This is a genomic window from Saliniradius amylolyticus, from assembly GCF_003143555.1.
In the GTDB taxonomy this organism is placed as follows: domain Bacteria; phylum Pseudomonadota; class Gammaproteobacteria; order Enterobacterales; family Alteromonadaceae; genus Saliniradius; species Saliniradius amylolyticus.
Genome location: NZ_CP029347.1, coordinates 120,215 through 137,981, shown reverse-complemented (window position 1 = coordinate 137,981; position 17,767 = coordinate 120,215). Strand labels below are relative to the sequence as shown.

18 protein-coding genes are annotated in these 17,767 nt (G+C 52.4%); 7 read left to right on the top strand and 11 right to left on the bottom strand.

The features are described 5' to 3' along the window. Positions 1-108: 108 nt before the first annotated feature. Entirely contained in the window at positions 109-1,518 is a 1,410-nt protein-coding gene (gene glnA, locus HMF8227_RS00710) for a glutamate--ammonia ligase (protein WP_109338350.1), read from the bottom strand. Positions 1,519-1,901: 383 nt separating this feature from the next. On the opposite strand from glnA, the gene typA reads away from it, so the two are divergent. Then, entirely contained in the window at positions 1,902-3,737 is a 1,836-nt protein-coding gene (gene typA, locus HMF8227_RS00705) for a translational GTPase TypA (protein ID WP_109338349.1), read from the top strand. Between the two features lie 80 nt (positions 3,738-3,817). Here typA and HMF8227_RS00700 read toward each other — a convergent pair whose 3' ends face one another. From HMF8227_RS00700 to rraA, 3 genes are all read right to left on the bottom strand, one after another. Next, positions 3,818-4,744, bottom strand: a complete 927-nt coding sequence (locus HMF8227_RS00700) for a gamma-glutamylcyclotransferase family protein (protein WP_109338348.1) — start codon at positions 4,742-4,744, stop codon at positions 3,818-3,820. Between the two features lie 113 nt (positions 4,745-4,857). Next, positions 4,858-5,874, bottom strand: a complete 1,017-nt coding sequence (locus tag HMF8227_RS00695; protein WP_109338347.1) for a formimidoylglutamase — start codon at positions 5,872-5,874, stop codon at positions 4,858-4,860. 3 nt (positions 5,875-5,877) lie between these two features. Beyond that, entirely contained in the window at positions 5,878-6,363 is a 486-nt protein-coding gene (gene rraA, locus HMF8227_RS00690; protein ID WP_109338346.1) for a ribonuclease E activity regulator RraA, read from the bottom strand. A 179-nt stretch (positions 6,364-6,542) separates the two neighbouring features. Between rraA and HMF8227_RS00685 the strand changes: the two genes are divergently transcribed. Further along, positions 6,543-7,055 (top strand): phosphatase PAP2 family protein, encoded by a 513-nt coding sequence (locus tag HMF8227_RS00685; RefSeq protein ID WP_109338345.1) that lies wholly within the window; start codon positions 6,543-6,545, stop codon positions 7,053-7,055. Between the two features lie 29 nt (positions 7,056-7,084). Further along, positions 7,085-8,158, top strand: a complete 1,074-nt coding sequence (locus tag HMF8227_RS00680) for an MJ1255/VC2487 family glycosyltransferase (RefSeq protein WP_109338344.1) — start codon at positions 7,085-7,087, stop codon at positions 8,156-8,158. A gap of 25 nt (positions 8,159-8,183) precedes the next feature. Here the strand turns inward: HMF8227_RS00680 and HMF8227_RS00675 are convergent, their stop codons facing one another. The 6 genes from HMF8227_RS00675 to HMF8227_RS00650 all read right to left on the bottom strand — a co-directional run bounded on the left by HMF8227_RS00675 (position 8,184) and on the right by HMF8227_RS00650 (position 13,470). Beyond that, positions 8,184-9,212, bottom strand: coding sequence for a succinylglutamate desuccinylase/aspartoacylase family protein (locus HMF8227_RS00675; protein WP_109338343.1), 1,029 nt, complete (start codon positions 9,210-9,212; stop codon positions 8,184-8,186). Beyond that, the gene (gene rimK, locus HMF8227_RS00670; protein WP_109338342.1) at positions 9,212-10,120 is read right to left on the bottom strand and encodes a 30S ribosomal protein S6--L-glutamate ligase; all 909 of its coding nucleotides are present in this window, start codon (positions 10,118-10,120) and stop codon (positions 9,212-9,214) included. The genes HMF8227_RS00675 and rimK overlap by 1 nt, the downstream gene beginning before the upstream one ends. A 112-nt stretch (positions 10,121-10,232) precedes the next feature. Then, positions 10,233-10,670: an ATP-dependent zinc protease family protein gene (locus HMF8227_RS00665; protein WP_109338341.1), complete on the bottom strand. Its 438-nt coding sequence runs from the start codon at positions 10,668-10,670 to the stop codon at positions 10,233-10,235. A gap of 157 nt (positions 10,671-10,827) precedes the next feature. Continuing rightward, positions 10,828-12,159, bottom strand: coding sequence for an HslU--HslV peptidase ATPase subunit (gene hslU / locus HMF8227_RS00660; RefSeq protein ID WP_109338340.1), 1,332 nt, complete (start codon positions 12,157-12,159; stop codon positions 10,828-10,830). Between the two features lie 44 nt (positions 12,160-12,203). Beyond that, a complete protein-coding gene (hslV, locus tag HMF8227_RS00655) occupies positions 12,204-12,728 on the bottom strand; it encodes an ATP-dependent protease subunit HslV (protein WP_109338339.1) in 525 nt (174 codons plus the stop codon). An 88-nt stretch (positions 12,729-12,816) separates the two neighbouring features. Next, entirely contained in the window at positions 12,817-13,470 is a 654-nt protein-coding gene (locus tag HMF8227_RS00650; RefSeq protein WP_109338338.1) for a methyltransferase family protein, read from the bottom strand. A 112-nt stretch (positions 13,471-13,582) separates the two neighbouring features. Here HMF8227_RS00650 and HMF8227_RS00645 point away from each other — a divergent pair, with 112 nt between their 5' ends. Continuing rightward, positions 13,583-14,485: a phosphoribulokinase gene (locus tag HMF8227_RS00645; protein WP_109338337.1), complete on the top strand. Its 903-nt coding sequence runs from the start codon at positions 13,583-13,585 to the stop codon at positions 14,483-14,485. A 63-nt stretch (positions 14,486-14,548) separates the two neighbouring features. On the opposite strand, the gene HMF8227_RS00640 is transcribed toward HMF8227_RS00645, so the two are convergent. After that, positions 14,549-14,956: an OsmC family protein gene (locus tag HMF8227_RS00640; protein ID WP_109338336.1), complete on the bottom strand. Its 408-nt coding sequence runs from the start codon at positions 14,954-14,956 to the stop codon at positions 14,549-14,551. 199 nt (positions 14,957-15,155) lie between these two features. Here HMF8227_RS00640 and HMF8227_RS00635 point away from each other — a divergent pair, with 199 nt between their 5' ends. The 3 genes from HMF8227_RS00635 to envZ all read left to right on the top strand — a co-directional run bounded on the left by HMF8227_RS00635 (position 15,156) and on the right by envZ (position 17,709). After that, positions 15,156-15,563, top strand: coding sequence for a hypothetical protein (locus HMF8227_RS00635; RefSeq protein ID WP_109338335.1), 408 nt, complete (start codon positions 15,156-15,158; stop codon positions 15,561-15,563). Positions 15,564-15,679: 116 nt separating this feature from the next. Next, positions 15,680-16,402: an osmolarity response regulator transcription factor OmpR gene (ompR, locus tag HMF8227_RS00630; protein WP_109338334.1), complete on the top strand. Its 723-nt coding sequence runs from the start codon at positions 15,680-15,682 to the stop codon at positions 16,400-16,402. A gap of 2 nt (positions 16,403-16,404) precedes the next feature. Beyond that, positions 16,405-17,709, top strand: coding sequence for a two-component system sensor histidine kinase EnvZ (gene envZ, locus HMF8227_RS00625; protein ID WP_109338333.1), 1,305 nt, complete (start codon positions 16,405-16,407; stop codon positions 17,707-17,709). Positions 17,710-17,767: the final 58 nt, after the last annotated feature.

Sequence of the window (17,767 nt, the reverse complement as noted above, 5' to 3'; positions counted from 1 at the left end):
AACCGCCTCTAAAAAAGTACTCACTGACTAGTGTAGTCAGCCAGAGAATAAAAAAAAGCCCGCGACTGCGGGCTTTTCTGCGTGTTGTGTGTACCTAGCTATAGCGAGTTATACGCTGTAGTACATATCGAACTCAACAGGGTGTGTGGTCATGTTGAGCTTTTCTACTTCTTCGCGCTTCAGTGCAATGTAGGCATCGATCATATCGTCAGACATAACACCACCGGAGGTCAGGAAGTCACGATCTGCATCCAGAGCGTCCAGTGCCATTTCCAGCGAGCTGGCCACAGTTGGAATTTCTTTGGCTTCTTCAGCTGGCAGGTCATACAAGTCCTTATCCATGGCATCACCGGGGTGAATCTTGTTCTGAATACCATCCAGACCCGCCATCAGCATGGCAGTGAAAGCCAGGTAAGGGTTGGCCGTCGGGTCAGGGAATCGGATCTCAATGCGGCGTGCTTTCGCGCTGCTCACATGAGGAATACGAATAGAGGCAGAACGGTTACGAGCTGAGTAAGCCAGCATAACTGGCGCTTCGAAACCTGGAACCAAACGCTTGTACGAGTTAGTTGAAGCGTTAGAGAAAGCATTGATAGCGCGAGCGTGCTTGATGATTCCACCCACATAGTACAATGCTTCTTCCGACAGACCGGCATACTTATCACCGGCAAATATGTTCTGACCATCTTTGGAAATAGACTGATGCACATGCATACCTGAGCCGTTATCACCGACCACAGGCTTAGGCATAAAGGTTGCTGTCTTGCCATAGGCATGCGCCACATTGTGAACCACATACTTGTAGATCTGAATCTCGTCGGCTTTTTTCACCAACGTATTGAAGCGGCAGGCGATCTCGTTTTGCCCTGCGGTCGCTACCTCGTGGTGGTGCGCCTCTATATGCAGACCCATCTCTTCCATCACCATACACATGGCTGAACGGATATCGTGGGCAGAATCTACGGGAGGTACTGGGAAGTAGCCACCTTTCACACCGGGACGGTGGCCCTGGTTACCGCCATCGTATTCGGCTCCAGAGTTCCACTTGGCTTCCATGGAGTCGACCTCGTAGAAAGATCCGGCCATGTCGGTGTGAAAACGCACATCGTCGAACATAAAGAACTCAGGCTCGGGCCCAATCAATACACTGTCACCGATGCCGGTCGACTTCAGGTATTCTTCTGCACGACGCGCCACAGAGCGAGGGTCCCGCTCATAACCTTGCATGGTAGACGGTTCGACGATGTCACAGGTTACGTTGACCTGAACTTCCTCGGCGAAGGGGTCCAATACCACGGTGCTGGGATCTGGCAGTAGCACCATGTCAGACTCATTGATGCCCTTCCAACCTGAAATGGAGGAGCCGTCAAACATCTTACCTTCTTCGAAAAACTCTTCATCCACCAGATTTGCAGGGATGGAAACGTGCTGCTCTTTACCCTTGGTATCGGTAAAACGCATATCGACAAATTTTGCTTCGCTTTCTTTTATTAGCTCTAAAGCCTTCTCAATAGACATCAGGGTCCTCCGGTTAAATCTGACTATGGGCGTAAAATACCTGCACGGAACAAAGCGATAATCATGCCAGATCGCTAAAACTCGCTCCGGTGCCCCATTTTCACCCACTTTCCGGTTTCACTGCCGAACCGTCTCGAACGACAAATGCACCATAACAAGTCACTATTGCACCACTATTGTGCGAAAGAAACATTGCTCGTCATTAAAACTAGCTGAAATCCAAAAGGGTGCAATCAAAACTCTCGATACTCGGTATGGTGCACTCCTCAATAGCGCCTATTCTTTCATCAGAAAAGCTGTATAATCGCGGCCAATTTCACAATGAAGCCAGCAACGCCAACGGGTGGCGCTCTGTCTGGTCCCGCAATCTGAGACACCTATTGATGACATCTGCAAATAAAATCACTGATATTAACAAGTTACGTAATATCGCCATTATCGCGCACGTTGACCACGGCAAGACGACCCTGGTAGATAAGCTGCTAGAGCAGTCCGGCACCTTTGATGAACGCTCCGAGCACGACGAGCGCGTAATGGACTCCAACGATCTGGAAAAAGAGCGTGGTATTACCATTCTGGCCAAAAACACTGCCATTAACTGGCAAGATTACCGCATTAACATTCTGGACACTCCAGGACACGCCGACTTTGGTGGTGAGGTTGAGCGGGTGATGTCCATGGCCGACTCGGTATTGCTACTGGTAGACGCGGTCGATGGCCCCATGCCGCAAACCCGTTTTGTAACCCAGAAAGCCTTTGCGCACGGTCTGAACCCTATTGTGGTTATCAACAAGATTGACCGCCCCGGTGCACGTCCCGACTGGGTAATGGATCAGGTCTTCGACCTGTTCGACAACCTGGGCGCAACCGATGAACAGCTGGATTTCCCAGTGGTTTACGCGTCGGCCCTGCAAGGCTGGGCCAGCATGGACGATGGCGAACAGGGCGGTGATATGACGCCACTGTTTGAGGCTATTGTAGAGCAGGTTTCCGCGCCCAATGCTAACCCTGAAGGTCCGCTGCAAATGCAGATCTCTCAGTTGGATTATTCCAGCTACCTGGGCGTTATCGGTATTGGCCGTATCAAGCAGGGTCAGGTTAAGGTCAACCAGCAAGTGACCATCGCCAGTGCCGACGGCACCGAGCGTAAAGGTAAAATCGGTAAGGTATTTGGGTATCTGGGCCTTGAGCGTATGGAAACTGAAATGGCCTCAGCTGGGGATATTGTTGCCATCAGCGGCCTGGGTGAGCTAAAAATCTCAGATACCGTGTGTGACTTAGACCAGGTGGATCGCCTGCCGCCACTGACCGTGGATGAGCCAACAGTGACCATGACCTTCCAGGTCAACACCTCACCCTTTGCCGGCCAGGACGGTAAGTTTGTCACCTCGCGTCAGATCCTTGAACGTTTAGAGATGGAACTGAAACACAACGTGGCCCTTCGCGTAGAAGAAACCGAAAACCCGGATAAATTCCGCGTTTCCGGTCGTGGAGAACTTCACCTGGGTGTTCTTATCGAGAACATGCGCCGTGAAGGCTATGAGCTGGCGGTGTCCCGCCCAGAGGTTATCGTCAAAGAAGAAGACGGTCAGAAGATGGAGCCCTACGAGTCCCTGACAGTGGATATCGAAGAGGAACATCAAGGTTCGATCATGGAAAACCTGGGTCTGCGTAAGGCCGAGATGCGTGATATGAACCCCGACGGCAAAGGCCGGGTGCGCATCGACTTTATCGTACCCAGCCGCGGCCTTATCGGTTTCCAGACCGAGTTTATGAGCCTGACCTCCGGCACCGGTTTGGTTTACCACACCTTTGAAGAATACGGCCCTCATGCGGGCGGTACCATCGGCCAGCGTAACAACGGGGTGATGATTTCCAACGGTAAGGGTAAGGCACTGTCTTACGCGCTGTATAACCTGCAGGATCGTGGCCGTCTGTTTGCCTCTCACGGTGAGGAAGTCTACGAAGGTCAGATCATCGGTATTCACAACCGCTCCAATGACCTGACCGTTAACTGTCTGAAAGGCAAGCAGCTGACCAACGTACGCGCCTCGGGCACCGACGAAGCCACGACTTTGTCACCACCAATCAAGCTGACGCTGGAGCGTGCTCTTGAGTTTATCAATGACGACGAACTGGTTGAGGTAACCCCCAACTATGTGCGCCTGCGTAAGAAGCAGCTCACCGAAAGTGAGCGTAAACGCGCCAGCCGCGGTTAATCCTCAGGATTAACAAATCTAAATAAAAAAGCCCGCATTTGCGGGCTTTTTTGTACAGATCTTTTGCGCTATCGGGCATGCTAATCAACTGGCCATTTATCTATACGCGTTTTATCAGCGACCTCCTGCTGATACACATAAACCCAGGCATCAACCAGGTAGTATTTGCCTCTATCCTTAACTTTTACAGGTATCGTAGTACGGCGGTATTCCCACTCCGAGCTATCCTCGGTGTTACACTCCTCGTATATATCAATCTTCTCGAATATTCTGCCTTGCTTACCCTGCTCATTAATTCGGAATAAATCTGCTGACACTCCAGCATTTTCACCATCCATCTCATCCGGTTCTAAAATTAATCCTGGATAATCACCCAGATCATACAGCTTACCTCTTAGACAACGCTCCCCAAGATATTCACACTGTTTATCCAAGCCTAATTCAAAATATTTTGGCGTCCCCCGTCTCAAAGAACCATAAACCAATATGTATTCTTCTCTCTGAGCTCTGGCCCCCTCGGGAAAACAATATTGTGCGATCAGTTCATACCCGAAGTTATGACAATATCTACGCAAAGTCCCGTATTCCGGTTTCTTGAACAGACCAAACCAATAGCCGAAGTAAGCATTCAAATGAGCGCGTGTTATACGGCCATTCGACTCCAGAAAAAGAAGGTGCTCGAATTGATTTAATACTCTGTCCAATTCAACCGATAACTTAAGGTCACTCTCTTTCAAACCTTTATTGCAATAGATAATCAATGTCGAAAGTAGCGGCTCAACCACTTCCCGAAACCTAAAGTCCAGTAAAAACTTGCCATTACTCAGTTTGTCCGAAAACTGAAACTCTTGGCTCAACTCGTGTAACCAACGAGCCGCCTCTACTTGTTTGTTTACTCGGTAATTAACCAAGGCCCATACCCCAGCAACAATTAACGCAAAGGCAGTAATAAACTCGCCAATATGTGCGAGCATCTCAAACAAATCGGTATAGGTTATTGAGGACAAAAGCACAGCTCCTGTAACTGAAATAGAAAAAATGTATCACAGAAGGTTTCTGAAAATACTGCTTTCATATGTGAGGTAAAAATCTTACCTAAAGAGGGAGAATATCACTGCTTCTAATCATCATCATGAGCTTTAATAAAGCCGCTGACCAGTTCGGCCAGGGCCTGGCCGGTGACGCGCATACCGGCTTTTTCACCAGCGGGATGACGCTCGGGAGCAGCTTCGGCCAGGTGCAGGTATTTCACCGCGGGCTGGCGTCCGATCTGGTCCACATAGTAGAGGGCATCGTCCAGACTCATGCCCGCCCGGGTAATAGCACTGGTGGGCATTTCACTGATGGCATCCATATCCAGTTCTATTCCCACCGGCATACCACTGGACAACAAATAATGGCCCACATGGCCAATGGCCCGAGCCAGAGTCAGCTCACGCCGCCAGCTAATTTGCTGCACGCTGTACCAGGGAAAACCCTGTTCTTTGAGAGCGTCCAGCGCTTCCTGACTGTTTTTCTGCTCGTGCAGCCCCAAAACGGCGTAGTGGCTCAGAAAGCCCTCGTGATGAGCGTAGCGGAAGGGATTACCGCTGTGACGCCCCTCCATAGCTCTAAAGTCGGCATGGGGGTCAAAATTAGACACCGCCAGCGAAGTATTTAACACCTGACTACAGGCCTTGATGGCCCCGTAGGCATTGTTATGCCCTCCGCCGATGATGATGGGAATTAAACCGGCCTGGAAGATAGGAGTCAGCGTGACCACCAGGCGCTCATCCAGTTCGGCACAGTGGTGACGGAGGCTCTCCAGATCCGTCAGGGCCTTACTGCTCTGACAGTCCATTTGTCCGGCAACCATCACCTGTTCACCTGTGAACAGCAGGTTGGACTGCAGGTTCACAAAGGCCTGTAAGAAGGCATCCCAGCCCAGATGTGCGCCGCCCTTGCCCAAATTAGCCTTAGGCCCGGTTTGCTCTGGCACACCCAACAACACATATTTCACACCAGCACGCGCGGCCTCCCGGTAGTCAGGGCTCGAGCCGCTTAGGTGCAACCTCTGACCGAGCTTAACTTCCCCGGGACGCTGGGCTACCAGCCCATCAAGATCACTTTGCGAGGTAGGGAGTAGAAAGTCTGTCATGGTTCAATCAATATCCAATGGCTCCGGAGACAGTATTATACCGGTGCTGTCGGCATACAAATGATCTTCCGGCAGGAAGGTCACGCCGCCAAAATTCACCGCCAGGTCCACATCGCCGACGCCTTCGGCATCGGCGCTTACCGGGATCGAGGCCAGGGCATGAATGCCAATATCCAGCTCTTCCAGCAAATCCACTTCCCGCACACTGCCATAGCAGACAATGCCTTCCCAATCATTGTCCAGTGCCAGTTGCGCGGTTTCGGCATCGAGCAATGCCCGGCGGGTAGAACCGCCGCCATCGATCAGCAGCACCTTGCCGGCGCCGGGCTGTGAAACCACCTTTTCAATCAAGCCTTTGTCTTCAAAGCACTTGATGGTAGTCACCTCCCCGCCATAGGACACTCGCCCTCCATAATTCACGAACATGGGTTCGACCACATCCACACTATCGGCAAAAAGGTCGCATAACTCTGAGGTATTGTATTCCATCGTTGGTTCCCGTCGTTTAAGGGCGTCAGCTATCAGTATACGTTGATAGAGAAGATAGCGTAAACCACCGGCTTTATCAGCCAGGATGAACGTTGTCATAAAGTTTTCGCGGTTCTGTCAATTTCTGTTCATATTTCACACATAGGATGAGCAACAAATAAGCAGAGCCATGTATCAACATGAATCTATTTGCCCGGGCCGATACCCAACTATTCTACTGGTTTTTTAATATCACCAAGCGTCGCAACTGTGCGCCAGTGAGGTGGGTATCCAAAACCGGTGACGGCCACTTGTACCTGCTTTTGGGCATTGTACTGTGGGCCTTCGAACCTGACCGAGGCAGCCTGTTTCTATATACCGCCCTGCTCGCCTATGCCATGGAGCTGCCGGTGTACCTGGTGCTCAAGAAGTACGTCAAACGCCTGCGCCCTTGCGACCTACTGCTTAACTTAAAGGCGCATATATCTCCGTCCGACAAGTTCAGTTTGCCATCCGGCCACACCGCTGCGGCCTTTTTGATGGCGTCTTTAGTCGCCGAGTTCTACCCCGGTTTTACATTACTGGTATACGCCTGGGCGTCTGTTATCGGCCTGTCTCGGGTCCTGCTTGGGGTCCACTATCCCGGCGACATTCTGGCCGGTGCAGGGTTGGGGTTAACCATCTCTGCGCTCAGCCTTCACGTTCTAGCCTGATAAGCAAACTAACGATCTGAGTCTTTATGATGAAAATACTCTATGGCGTACAAGGCACGGGCAATGGGCATATCACCCGCGCCCGGGTGATGGCTCGCGCCCTTGCAGCGCGTGATGATGTACAGGTTGACTTTCTGTTTTCTGGTCGTGAGGCGAATAAGTTCTTCGATATGGAAATCTTCGGTAACTATCAGCTTCGTACCGGAATGACGTTCCATCACAAAGAAGGGGCCATTGACCACCTGACCACCGCAAGTCAGTTAAAACCGCTGCAATTTATGCGCGATGTAAAGCAGTTGGATTTAAGCGATTATGATCTCGTGTTGAATGATTTTGAGCCGGTTACCGCCTGGGCGGCAAAACGTCAGGGAGTAACCTGTATCTCCATCAGTCATCAGGACGCCTTTCGCTACGAGGTGCCCAAACGGGGTTTTAACCGTATGAACCGGCTTTTGCTGGACTACTTTGCCCCGGCCGATATTCATTTAGGCGTGCACTGGTATCATTTCGGCCAGACGATCATGCCGCCCTTTATCGAAGATGAATATGTGCACGGAGCTTCCGGGTCCCATGTATTAGTGTATCTGCCGTTCGAGGCCCTCGATGAGATCACTATGATGCTGGAACCCATCAGCGAGGTAAATTTTCTGTGCTTTCATCCGGATATCGACCAGCCGGAGCAAGACGGTAACATTAGCTGGCACCCCACCAGCAAAAATGCCTTTCATCACGCTTTACAACAGGCGACCGGGGTGATCGCGAACGGCGGCTTTGAGCTTTCGAGCGAGTGCTTAAAGCTGGGCAAGAAGCTGCTGATTAAGCCTCTGCATGGTCAGTTCGAGCAATTGTCTAATGTGTTGACGCTGGAGAGCCTGGACTTATGTCGCAGCATGCATGACCTGGATGTCGATGCGCTGGAAGCCTGGCTGAAGCTGCCGCCCGGCGAGCCAATTCACTACCCGGATGACCCTCAGCTACTTATCGACTGGCTTTTGGAGCGAAACTGGCAGGATACCCAGAGTCTCTGCGCGCGCCTGTGGCAGCAGGTCCGTTTTCCCGAGCCGGTAAGGCGCAAGCTGAGTCGTTATCAATTGGCGGGGTGAACGTGCCAATTGATACGGATTGGTACTACAGCACTCTGGGCTCGAAATCTTCCATAAACGCATCCAGCACTTCGTCGGCATCACCAATCTTTTCGGCATCATAGCGGGCAATATGAATTAACGCCTCACCGCCGTTAGCCACCGGTATATTGGAGACACCAATCACGATGCCATCACTGGGTGAGCGAATGGTCTCCTCTCCCTCACCGTGGGGACTTGCCGAATAGGCCAGAGTCTGGCCTTTACTGACAATATCGCCCAGTCTGATGCGGAAAATAATCAGGCCATCGTATTCATTACGCACCCAGTAGCTGGAGTTGGCGATCACCGGCTCGTATTTTTTCCGACTGCCACGACGCTGTGTCATTCCCAGCATCTTCATCACATTAAGAATGCCGTTTAACCCGGTCTTTATCGACGTATCGTCAAAGCGCAGCGCCTCTCCCGCTTCATACAGTATGGTGGGTACGCCAAGCTTGGACGCTGTCGCCCTCAAGGAGCCATCCCGCTGCTTGGCATCCAAAATCACCGGTGCGTGAAACGCCTCTGCCATGGCCTTAGCGTCAGGTTCACTGAGATTCGCGCGAATTTGTGGCAAGTTGCTCCGATGGATAGCGCCAGTGTGCAGGTCGATGATGTGCGAAGCCCGCTGCATTAACTCGGTATACACCAGATGGGCCAACCGACTGCCTAAGGCACCGCGCTCAGAGCCCGGGAAACAGCGATTCAAATCGCGTCTGTCCGGCAGGTAGCGACTCTCATGAATAAAACCAAACACATTGACAATAGGCACCACCATTAAGGTACCCGCCATGCGGGCCGGATTAATTTTCTTGATAAGGCGCCGACAAATGTCGATGCCATTCAATTCATCACCGTGAATGGCGGCACATACCAACAGACACGGCCCGTCTTTCTTACCGTGCAGAACCTCTACATGAAGTTCCATTGGGGTATCGTTATAAAGTCGGGCTACCGGCAACTTAATTGAGGTCTGAGTGCCCGCCTGTACCTGCTGCTCGGCGATCTCAAAGGGCGGACGACGTTTGGCCATTAACCGCGGCTTCCCTTGGTGCGAGTTTTATGGGCTTTGGCGTTTTTCTCCAAAAACTCAATCACTTTGCCGGCCACATCCTTGTTGGTGGCCGCTTCTATGCCTTCCAGTCCCGGAGAAGAGTTAACCTCCATCACCACCGGCCCGTGGTTTGAGCGTAAGATATCCACCCCAGCCACATTCAACCCCATGGTCTTGGCAGCGCGCACAGCTGTGCTGCGCTCTTCCGGTGTTAAGCGCACCAGAGACGCCTTCCCGCCCCGGTGCAAATTAGAGCGGAACTCTCCTTCTTTGGCCTGACGCTTCATGGCCGCCACTACCTTGCCACCTAACACAAAGCAGCGAATGTCTGCGCCACCGGCTTCACGAATAAATTCCTGCACCATAATTTCGGCTTTCAGCCCCATAAAGGCTTCGATCACACTTTCAGCAGCTTTGCGGGTTTCAGCCAGAACCACCCCGATGCCCTGAGTGCCTTCCAGCATCTTGATGACCAATGGCGGTCCTCCCACCATATCAATGAGATCAGGGATATTACTGGCCTGATTTGCAAACCCCGTGACCGGCAAGCCGATGCCTTTGCGGGATAACAGCTGCAACGAACGCAGTTTATCGCGGCTGCGGGTCACCGCCACCGACTCATTCAGCGGGTAAACGCCCATCATTTCAAACTGACGCAATACGGCGGTGCCATAGAAGGTAATGGAAGCGCCAATACGGGGAATAATGGCATCAAAGGGCATGAGCTCCTTGCCTCTTACGTGGATACTGGGCGTCTGCATATTGATGTTCATATAGCATTTGAGCGCATCCACCACCTGCACTTCATGTCCACGTTCGGTGGCGGCTTCACAAAGCCGGCGCGTTGAATACAGGTTCGCATTGCGAGAAAGAATACCTATTCTCATCCGTAAAGCCTTATAAAAGTTAAATAGAAAATCAGCCCAGGCCGAGACATTACCCTTGCTGACAAGCGTATGGTTAGTCTGGCAGGGGCCGCAAGGGAATTCAAATCAGGCCCTAGTCCCCCTGTAAATAAGACGCCCCCGGATCCACCCAAAACCGTCCTTTCATAGCCTCCCGTCCGAGCAGCATACGAAACTTCATGGTGTCACGGTTGGTGAGGGTCAACTCTACCTCGTAACGGTTGTCACCCAGTATTAATGGGGTTTGGATCACATAACGCATTTCCTGATGACCGCCTGAATCCCGCACACTGCGCTGTTCCAGTACCCGCGCCTGGCAATGATGCTCTTCGTCGCTGTTTTGCTTTGGGTGCACGTAAATATCCAGCCAGGTTTCGCCATCCCGTTCAAAAGACTCAAGCCGGAACGCGTGCAGACAAGAGGTGCGGGCCCCAGTGTCTACCTTCATTTTAATACGTTCAATACCCAGCTCAGGCAGGGCACCGTACTCGCGCCAACCCACCGGCTGTAGTGATGAGGGCTGCTGACTCATAACCACCTCGTTAAAAAACCAATACGGCTAGGCATATAGCACCGAATCCAGATTTAACCAAGAAAAATCATTCTTAAATTTCGCCGATAAGACTTCAGACAGATGTAAAAAAGGCCTGCAATCGCAGGCCTTATAACGTACTGAATCATCGACTCAATCAGAGTATGAACCGGCTCAGATCTTCGTCCTCCACCAGCGAATCCAGGTGGCTGTTAACGTAGTTTGCGTCGATTGTGATGGTTTCACCACTGCGGTCACTGGCATCGAAAGACACATCTTCCATCAGTTTTTCCATCACCGTATGCAGGCGGCGGGCACCAATGTTCTCGGTACTCTCATTGACCTGCCAGGCCGCGTGGGCAATACGCTCGATACCATCTTCGGTATAGTCGATGTTGACGCCTTCTGTCTTCATTAACTCGCGGTATTGCTCGGTCAAAGACGCACTCGGCTCGGTAAGGATACGCACAAAGTCCTTATCGGTGAGCGCGCTCAGTTCCACCCTAATCGGCAGACGGCCCTGTAATTCGGGGATCAGGTCCGACGGCTTGGACATCTGGAAGGCGCCTGAGGCGATAAACAGAATATGGTCTGTCTTAACCATGCCGTGCTTGGTGCTGACAGTACTCCCTTCCACAAGAGGCAACAAGTCGCGCTGCACCCCTTCGCGGGACACATCACCACCGTGAGTATTGTCACCCTTACAAATCTTGTCGATCTCGTCCACAAACACGATGCCGTTTTGCTCCACCGACTCTAAGGCTTTTTCTTTCAGCTCTTCGTGATTGACCAGGCGCGAGGCTTCCTCTTCCACCAGTAATTTAAAGGCGTCCTTGATCTTAAGCTTTTTCTTCTTCTTACCCTGCTGACCATTCAGGTTCTGGAACATCGACTGCAACTGATTGGTCATCTCTTCCATGCCCGGCGGTGCCATGATCTCTACACCCACCTGTGGGGCCGCCACATCGATCTCTATTTCTTTGTCGTCGAGCTGCCCTTCACGCAGCTTCTTGCGGAAGGTCTGACGGGTGGAGCTGTCTCTGGGCTCTTCTTTCTCGCCCCAGGTATTTTCCGCCGGGGGCAATAAGACATCCAGGATGCGCTCTTCAGCCGCTTCCTCTGCCCGATAGCGGACCTTCTTCATTTCCTGCTCTTTGGTCATGGTCACAGCAATGTCGGCCAGATCGCGGATGATGGTTTCCACTTCTTTACCCACATAGCCGACTTCGGTGAACTTGGTCGCTTCCACCTTGATAAAGGGCGCATTGGCCAGCTTGGCTAAACGGCGGGCGATCTCGGTTTTACCTACGCCGGTAGGGCCGATCATCAGGATGTTTTTGGGCGTCACTTCCTGACGCAGATCGTCATCCAGCTGCATTCGACGCCAGCGATTACGCAAGGCAATGGCCACTGCCCGTTTGGCGGTGGACTGGCCGATGATATGGCGGTCCAGTTCATGGACGATTTCTTTAGGAGTCATTTCTGACATGGAATAACCTTTTTCATTAATGCTTGCCCGCAGGCAGAATTCGTTTAGTAGTCCAGCTGCTCGACCGTTTGCTTGTCATTGGTGAAAACGCAGATTTCACCGGCAATGGTCAGGCTCTTTTCGGCAATATCCCGGGCACCTAACTCGGTGTTACGCAACAAGGCACTAGCTGCCGCCTGAGCATAAGGCCCGCCGGAACCAATGGCGATCAGGTCATCTTCCGGCTGAACCACATCGCCATTACCGGTGATGATCAATGAGGCGGTCTCATCCGCCACCGCGAGTAAAGCCTCCAAACGTCGTAAGGCCCGGTCGGTACGCCATTCTTTGGCCAGTTCGACCGCTGCCCGCATTAATTGCCCCTGATGCTTTTCCAGCTTGGATTCGAAGCGCTCAAACAGGGTAAAGGCGTCGGCGGTACCACCGGCGAAACCGGCCAGCACTTTATTATGGTAGAGGCGACGCACCTTGCGGGCATTGCCCTTCATAACCGTGTTACCCAGCGATACCTGGCCGTCGCCAGCGATCACTACCTGATTGTCTCGTCTGACAGATACTATTGTGGTCACAATCTATCCTTTGGTTGGACGCGAACGTCTTTTTGGGAATAGACCATCAGTGGGGGCACCCCGGTATATTTCAAGTGTCAGACCGAATTCAGTCCGACGCAATACGGCGACCGAACCAGCGCGCCGTCTGTCGGCAATAGGCTTTAAATTCACAAGGATACTTAGCCTCCAGATGGACCTCTTCCAGTCGCACCTGAATCACTATCGCTGCCCAGCCTACCAGCATGCACAGCAGCGAGAACCAGCCCGGCAGAGCCATAAAGAAGCCCAGTTGCCCTGTGAGCACGCCAATAAAGATCGGGTTACGGGAATAACGGTACAGAGAGTGAGTAACTATGCCTGCGGAGGCGCTTTCATCCACCCCCGAACGCCATAAACCATCCAGCGTCAGATTTCCCCAAATCGCCAAAGCAAAACCAACCACCAAAAGCCCCATGCCCATACTCACCACAATGGGGAGTTCCGCCAGAGGCACAAACAACAAATAGGCATCCAGTTCCGGCCAAAGCAGCCGCAGCACGCACACGGCCCAAATCAGAAGACGAAATACCCGGAAGGTCAGGTGGTTCCACCAATGCAGGCTACCAAGACTGCCCATGTGCACAAAATCACAGGACGGGGCCTGAGGTCGGGACAACTTGATTCTCAAAGTGTAAAACAAGGCCACCAACGTATAAAAAGCGGCCAGAAAAACCTGGTTAAACAGACTCAGCTCCATAATGCCCCTGCATTGCGGTTCCATCCACTAAGCCTACCACGAAATCCGTCTTTTTGAGTCCTGCCCCTTATGGCTTTCCTTGACCCTACCCTTGCCCTTGCTTATAAATAGCGTTCATCTAACGAATGGGGCCAGTATGTCTGTCAAGCACCCGATTATCGCAATAACAGGTTCATCCGGCGCCGGGACCACCACCACCACCAACGCCATCCGGCATATATTTCGCAATCTGAGTGTCGATGCCGCCTACGTGGAAGGTGACAGTTTTCACCGTTTTACCCGACCGGAAATGGAAGTGGAAATCCGCAAAGCCCAGGAGCAGGGTCGCCACATCAGCTATTTTGGGCCTCATGCCAACGACTTTGAGCTGCTTGAGAGCCTGTTTAATGAATACGGAGCTACTGGTAGTGGCAAGGTGCGTCACTACTTGCATTCGTTCGACGACGCCGTGCCGTTTAATCAGATGCCAGGGACCTTTACCCCCTGGCAGGATCTTCCCAGCAACACCGACTTACTGTTTTACGAGGGCCTGCATGGCGGCGTCGTCAATGAAGAAGCCGACGTAGCTCGTCATGTAGACTTACTGGTGGGCATGGTACCCATCGTCAACCTGGAGTGGATCCAGAAAATCGTTCGCGATACCACCGATCGGGGTCACTCCAGGGAGGCCGTGATGAGCAGCATTGTGCGGAGCATGGACGACTATTTCAACTTTATTACCCCGCAGTTCTCACGCACCCACGTTAATTTCCAGCGTGTTCCCACGGTGGATACGTCCAATCCTTTCAGCGCCCGCGAGATCCCCTCCCACGACGAGAGCTTTGTGGTGGTGCGATTCCGGCGCGAAATGAAAAATGTCGATTTCCCCTATTTATTACAGATGATCGACGGAGCCTTTATGTCCAGAATCAACACTCTGGTCGTGCCTGGCGGCAAGATGGGATTGGCGATGGAATTGATCTTAAGCCCCCTGATTGAAGAGCTGTTAGATAAGAAACGCCGCGCTGGCTATCAGATGGACTGGGTGACAGAAAAGTAATCTCAGGGTCTGCCCCCAGGCCCATGCCGCAGCTTCGGTTCGCAAAAACAACCTAGAGAATTGTTATTCTTGCTCTTTTATCTCAAAGCTGTGACTGATTTCCACCGCTTTACTGAGCATAATAGCGACCGAGCAATATTTATCGGCCGACAGATTCACCGCCCGCTCAACATGTTTCTCACTGACAGCATGACCGGTCACTACAAAGTGCAGGTGAATCTTGGTAAATACGGCCGGAACCCCGGATGCCCGCTCCCCCGAGAGCTCCACCTGCACATCGGTGATGTCTTGGCGGGCTTTTTGTAAAATGCTGACAACATCAACCGACGAGCAGCTCCCCGCCGACATCAGAACCATTTCCATAGGGCTAGGAGCGGTTTCGCCCTTATTGGCATCCATGACCACCGCATGTTTGGCTTCGGAAGTAGCGATAAAGCGGTCCTGACCCGCCCATTGTACATTGGCTTTCATAATCCTCTCCTGATGAATTCAACGGCAATAGTATGCCATAAAGCAGGCAGCCGGATGCAGACCGCTTGCCGCCCGTAGCTAATCACTCGCCCCATTAACGGCTGAATATGGCGGACTTATAAATGGCCCACATCTTGCGGTAGCTTCGAATACCTCAAAACCCCAAAAGCTTTCGAACACAATGGATAAGGCACAGAGGATGAATATCAGTACCCTAAATCACTATCGGTCCAGGCAACCCCAGCCCGAGTATCGTGACCAAAAACCTAACCACCAGTCTGTCGATACCCTCCCGGCGGTTCCCGCCACCTCTGAGGCCCCGGAAACAAGCCGACAAGAGTCTTCTCAGGGGGAGTTCCTGGCCAATGCCTTCGATGCCCTGATGGCCAACCGCATTGGACTGAATAAATCCGAGATCGATAAGCTCAAGGAAGAAATCGAAAAGCTTGAAAAAGCCATAGATGCTCTGGAAAGTCAGCAGAAGCAAGCGTTAGAGAAAATGCAACGGAAGTTAGCGGTGTTGGAAAACCGGCTTGAGCAATTACTGAGGCAGGCGGCGGAACGCCATGCCGAGAAAGAAAACCAACAGGCACCAGAGTTGGAGTAAGAGTCCTGGTGCGACAAACTTTGTAACAATCCTGACAACCTCCTCCCTACTGGGCCTCTTCCCCTTTATCCCGGCTTTATCTATAGTGGCATAAGGGTTTGAATCGGAAAGTGAAAATGGGTCAGGAAACACCAAAAATACTGGTTGTCGATGATGATATGCGCCTGCGAAGCCTGCTGGAACGCTATCTGATGGAGCAGGGGTATCAGGTGCGGGTCGCGGCCAACGCCGAGCAGATGGATCGTCTGCTAGAACGAGAAAACTTTCATCTCTTAGTTCTGGATCTGATGCTGCCCGGTGAGGATGGCTTATCTATTTGCCGCCGCTTGCGCCAGAAGGAAGATAGCCTGCCCATCGTTATGCTCACCGCCAAGGGCGACGAAGTCGACCGCATCATTGGCCTGGAAATGGGGGCTGACGACTACCTGCCCAAGCCTTTCAACCCCCGAGAATTGCTGGCCAGAATCAAGGCAGTTTTGCGTCGTCAGAATGCCGAAGCGCCCGGAGCACCAGCACGCGGCGAGCAGGTGGTGGAGTTCGGACGTTATAAGCTGAACCTGGCCACCAGAGAGATGACCGCGGCTGGCGAGCCTATGACCCTCACCAGCGGAGAGTTTGCGGTCCTTAAATCGCTGGTCACTCACCCGCGTGAACCCTTGTCCCGGGACAAACTGATGAACCTTGCCCGAGGCCGTGACTACAGCGCCCTGGAGCGCAGCATCGACGTGCAGGTATCCCGATTAAGACGCATGCTGGAAGAAGACCCCGCAAACCCCAGGTATATCCAGACCGTATGGGGATTGGGCTATGTGTTTGTTCCGGACGGTCAGAAAAACTGACCATGAAGCTACTTCCAAGGAGCGCCTTTGGTCAGACGGTGTTACTGATTGGCATGCTGCTGTTGATCAACCAGGTCGTGTCCTATTTATCAGTGACCTACTACTTTATTCGCCCCAGCTACGAGCAGATCAATCAATTACTGGCGAACCAGGTGCAAACTCTCTATGCCGACGGGCAGCCCCCCAGCTTCAGACAACAACAGCACCTAAAAGACAAAACAGGAATAGAAATTCTTAATCAGGCTCAGGCGCGTGAGGCCGGACTGGAACAGAGCGTCTATTACCAGTTTTTGAGCCAGCAGATGAGCCAGGCTCTCGAGGGTCCTGCCGAGGTGCGCATTGGCACAGGCGTTCAGTCCCGTTTCTGGGTTCAGGCGCCGCAAGCCCCTCAGCAGTGGATCAGCGTGCCCATGACCGGTATTGGTGATGCCAGCATTTCACCGTTGACCATCTACCTGATGGTGATCGGATTTTTAAGCGTAGCCGGTGGCTGGTTGTTTGTACGGCGGTTAAACCGTCCCCTTCATGCACTGCAAAAAGCCGCGCTTCAGGTGGCCCGGGGCGACTTTCCCAAGCCACTTAAAGAAGAGGGTTCCACCGAGATCATCGCCGTAACCCGAGCTTTTAATCAGATGTCCAAGGGCATTAAACAACTGGAAGATGACCGTAACCTGCTAACCGCCGGCATCAGCCATGATCTGCGCACCCCCCTGACCCGCGTGCGCCTGGCCACCGAAATGCTGCCAGACGATCAGGACTGGGTAAGAGAAGGCATAGTGCACGACATCGAAGATATGAACGACATCATCGATCAGTTTATCAACTATGTGCGCCGCGACCGGCAAGAGCCACTGGAGTCCTGCAATCTGAATAGCCTGATTAGCGAAGTCGTGCAGGCGCGGCAGTTAGAGGCTCAGCAGATACAGCTGGACTTAGCGGAATTACCGGACCTCACCCTGCGCCGGGTCGCCATTAAGCGAGTATTAGAAAATTTGATAGAAAATGCCTTCCGCTACGGCAGCCAGGAAATACTGATTCACAGCCGTTATCTGAAAAAAGCCCAGCAGGTGCAAATTAAGGTTCGCGATTTTGGTCAAGGCATCGAAGAGCAAAAAATCGAGGCCCTGTTCACCCCCTTTACCCAAGGCGATGAAGCCAGAGGTAGCGGTGGCTCAGGTCTGGGGCTAGCGATTATCAAGCGTATCGTGGATATGCACGGCGGTCAGGTGGCACTGCAAAACCACCCCGATGGCGGCCTGGAAGCCACTGTAAGTCTCCCTACCAAACCGCTCAACCATCCAATCTAGCGCCTGCCAGTTTGAAGCTTCGCCACCACTGAGCCAATAAAAAACCGGAGCACCCGGC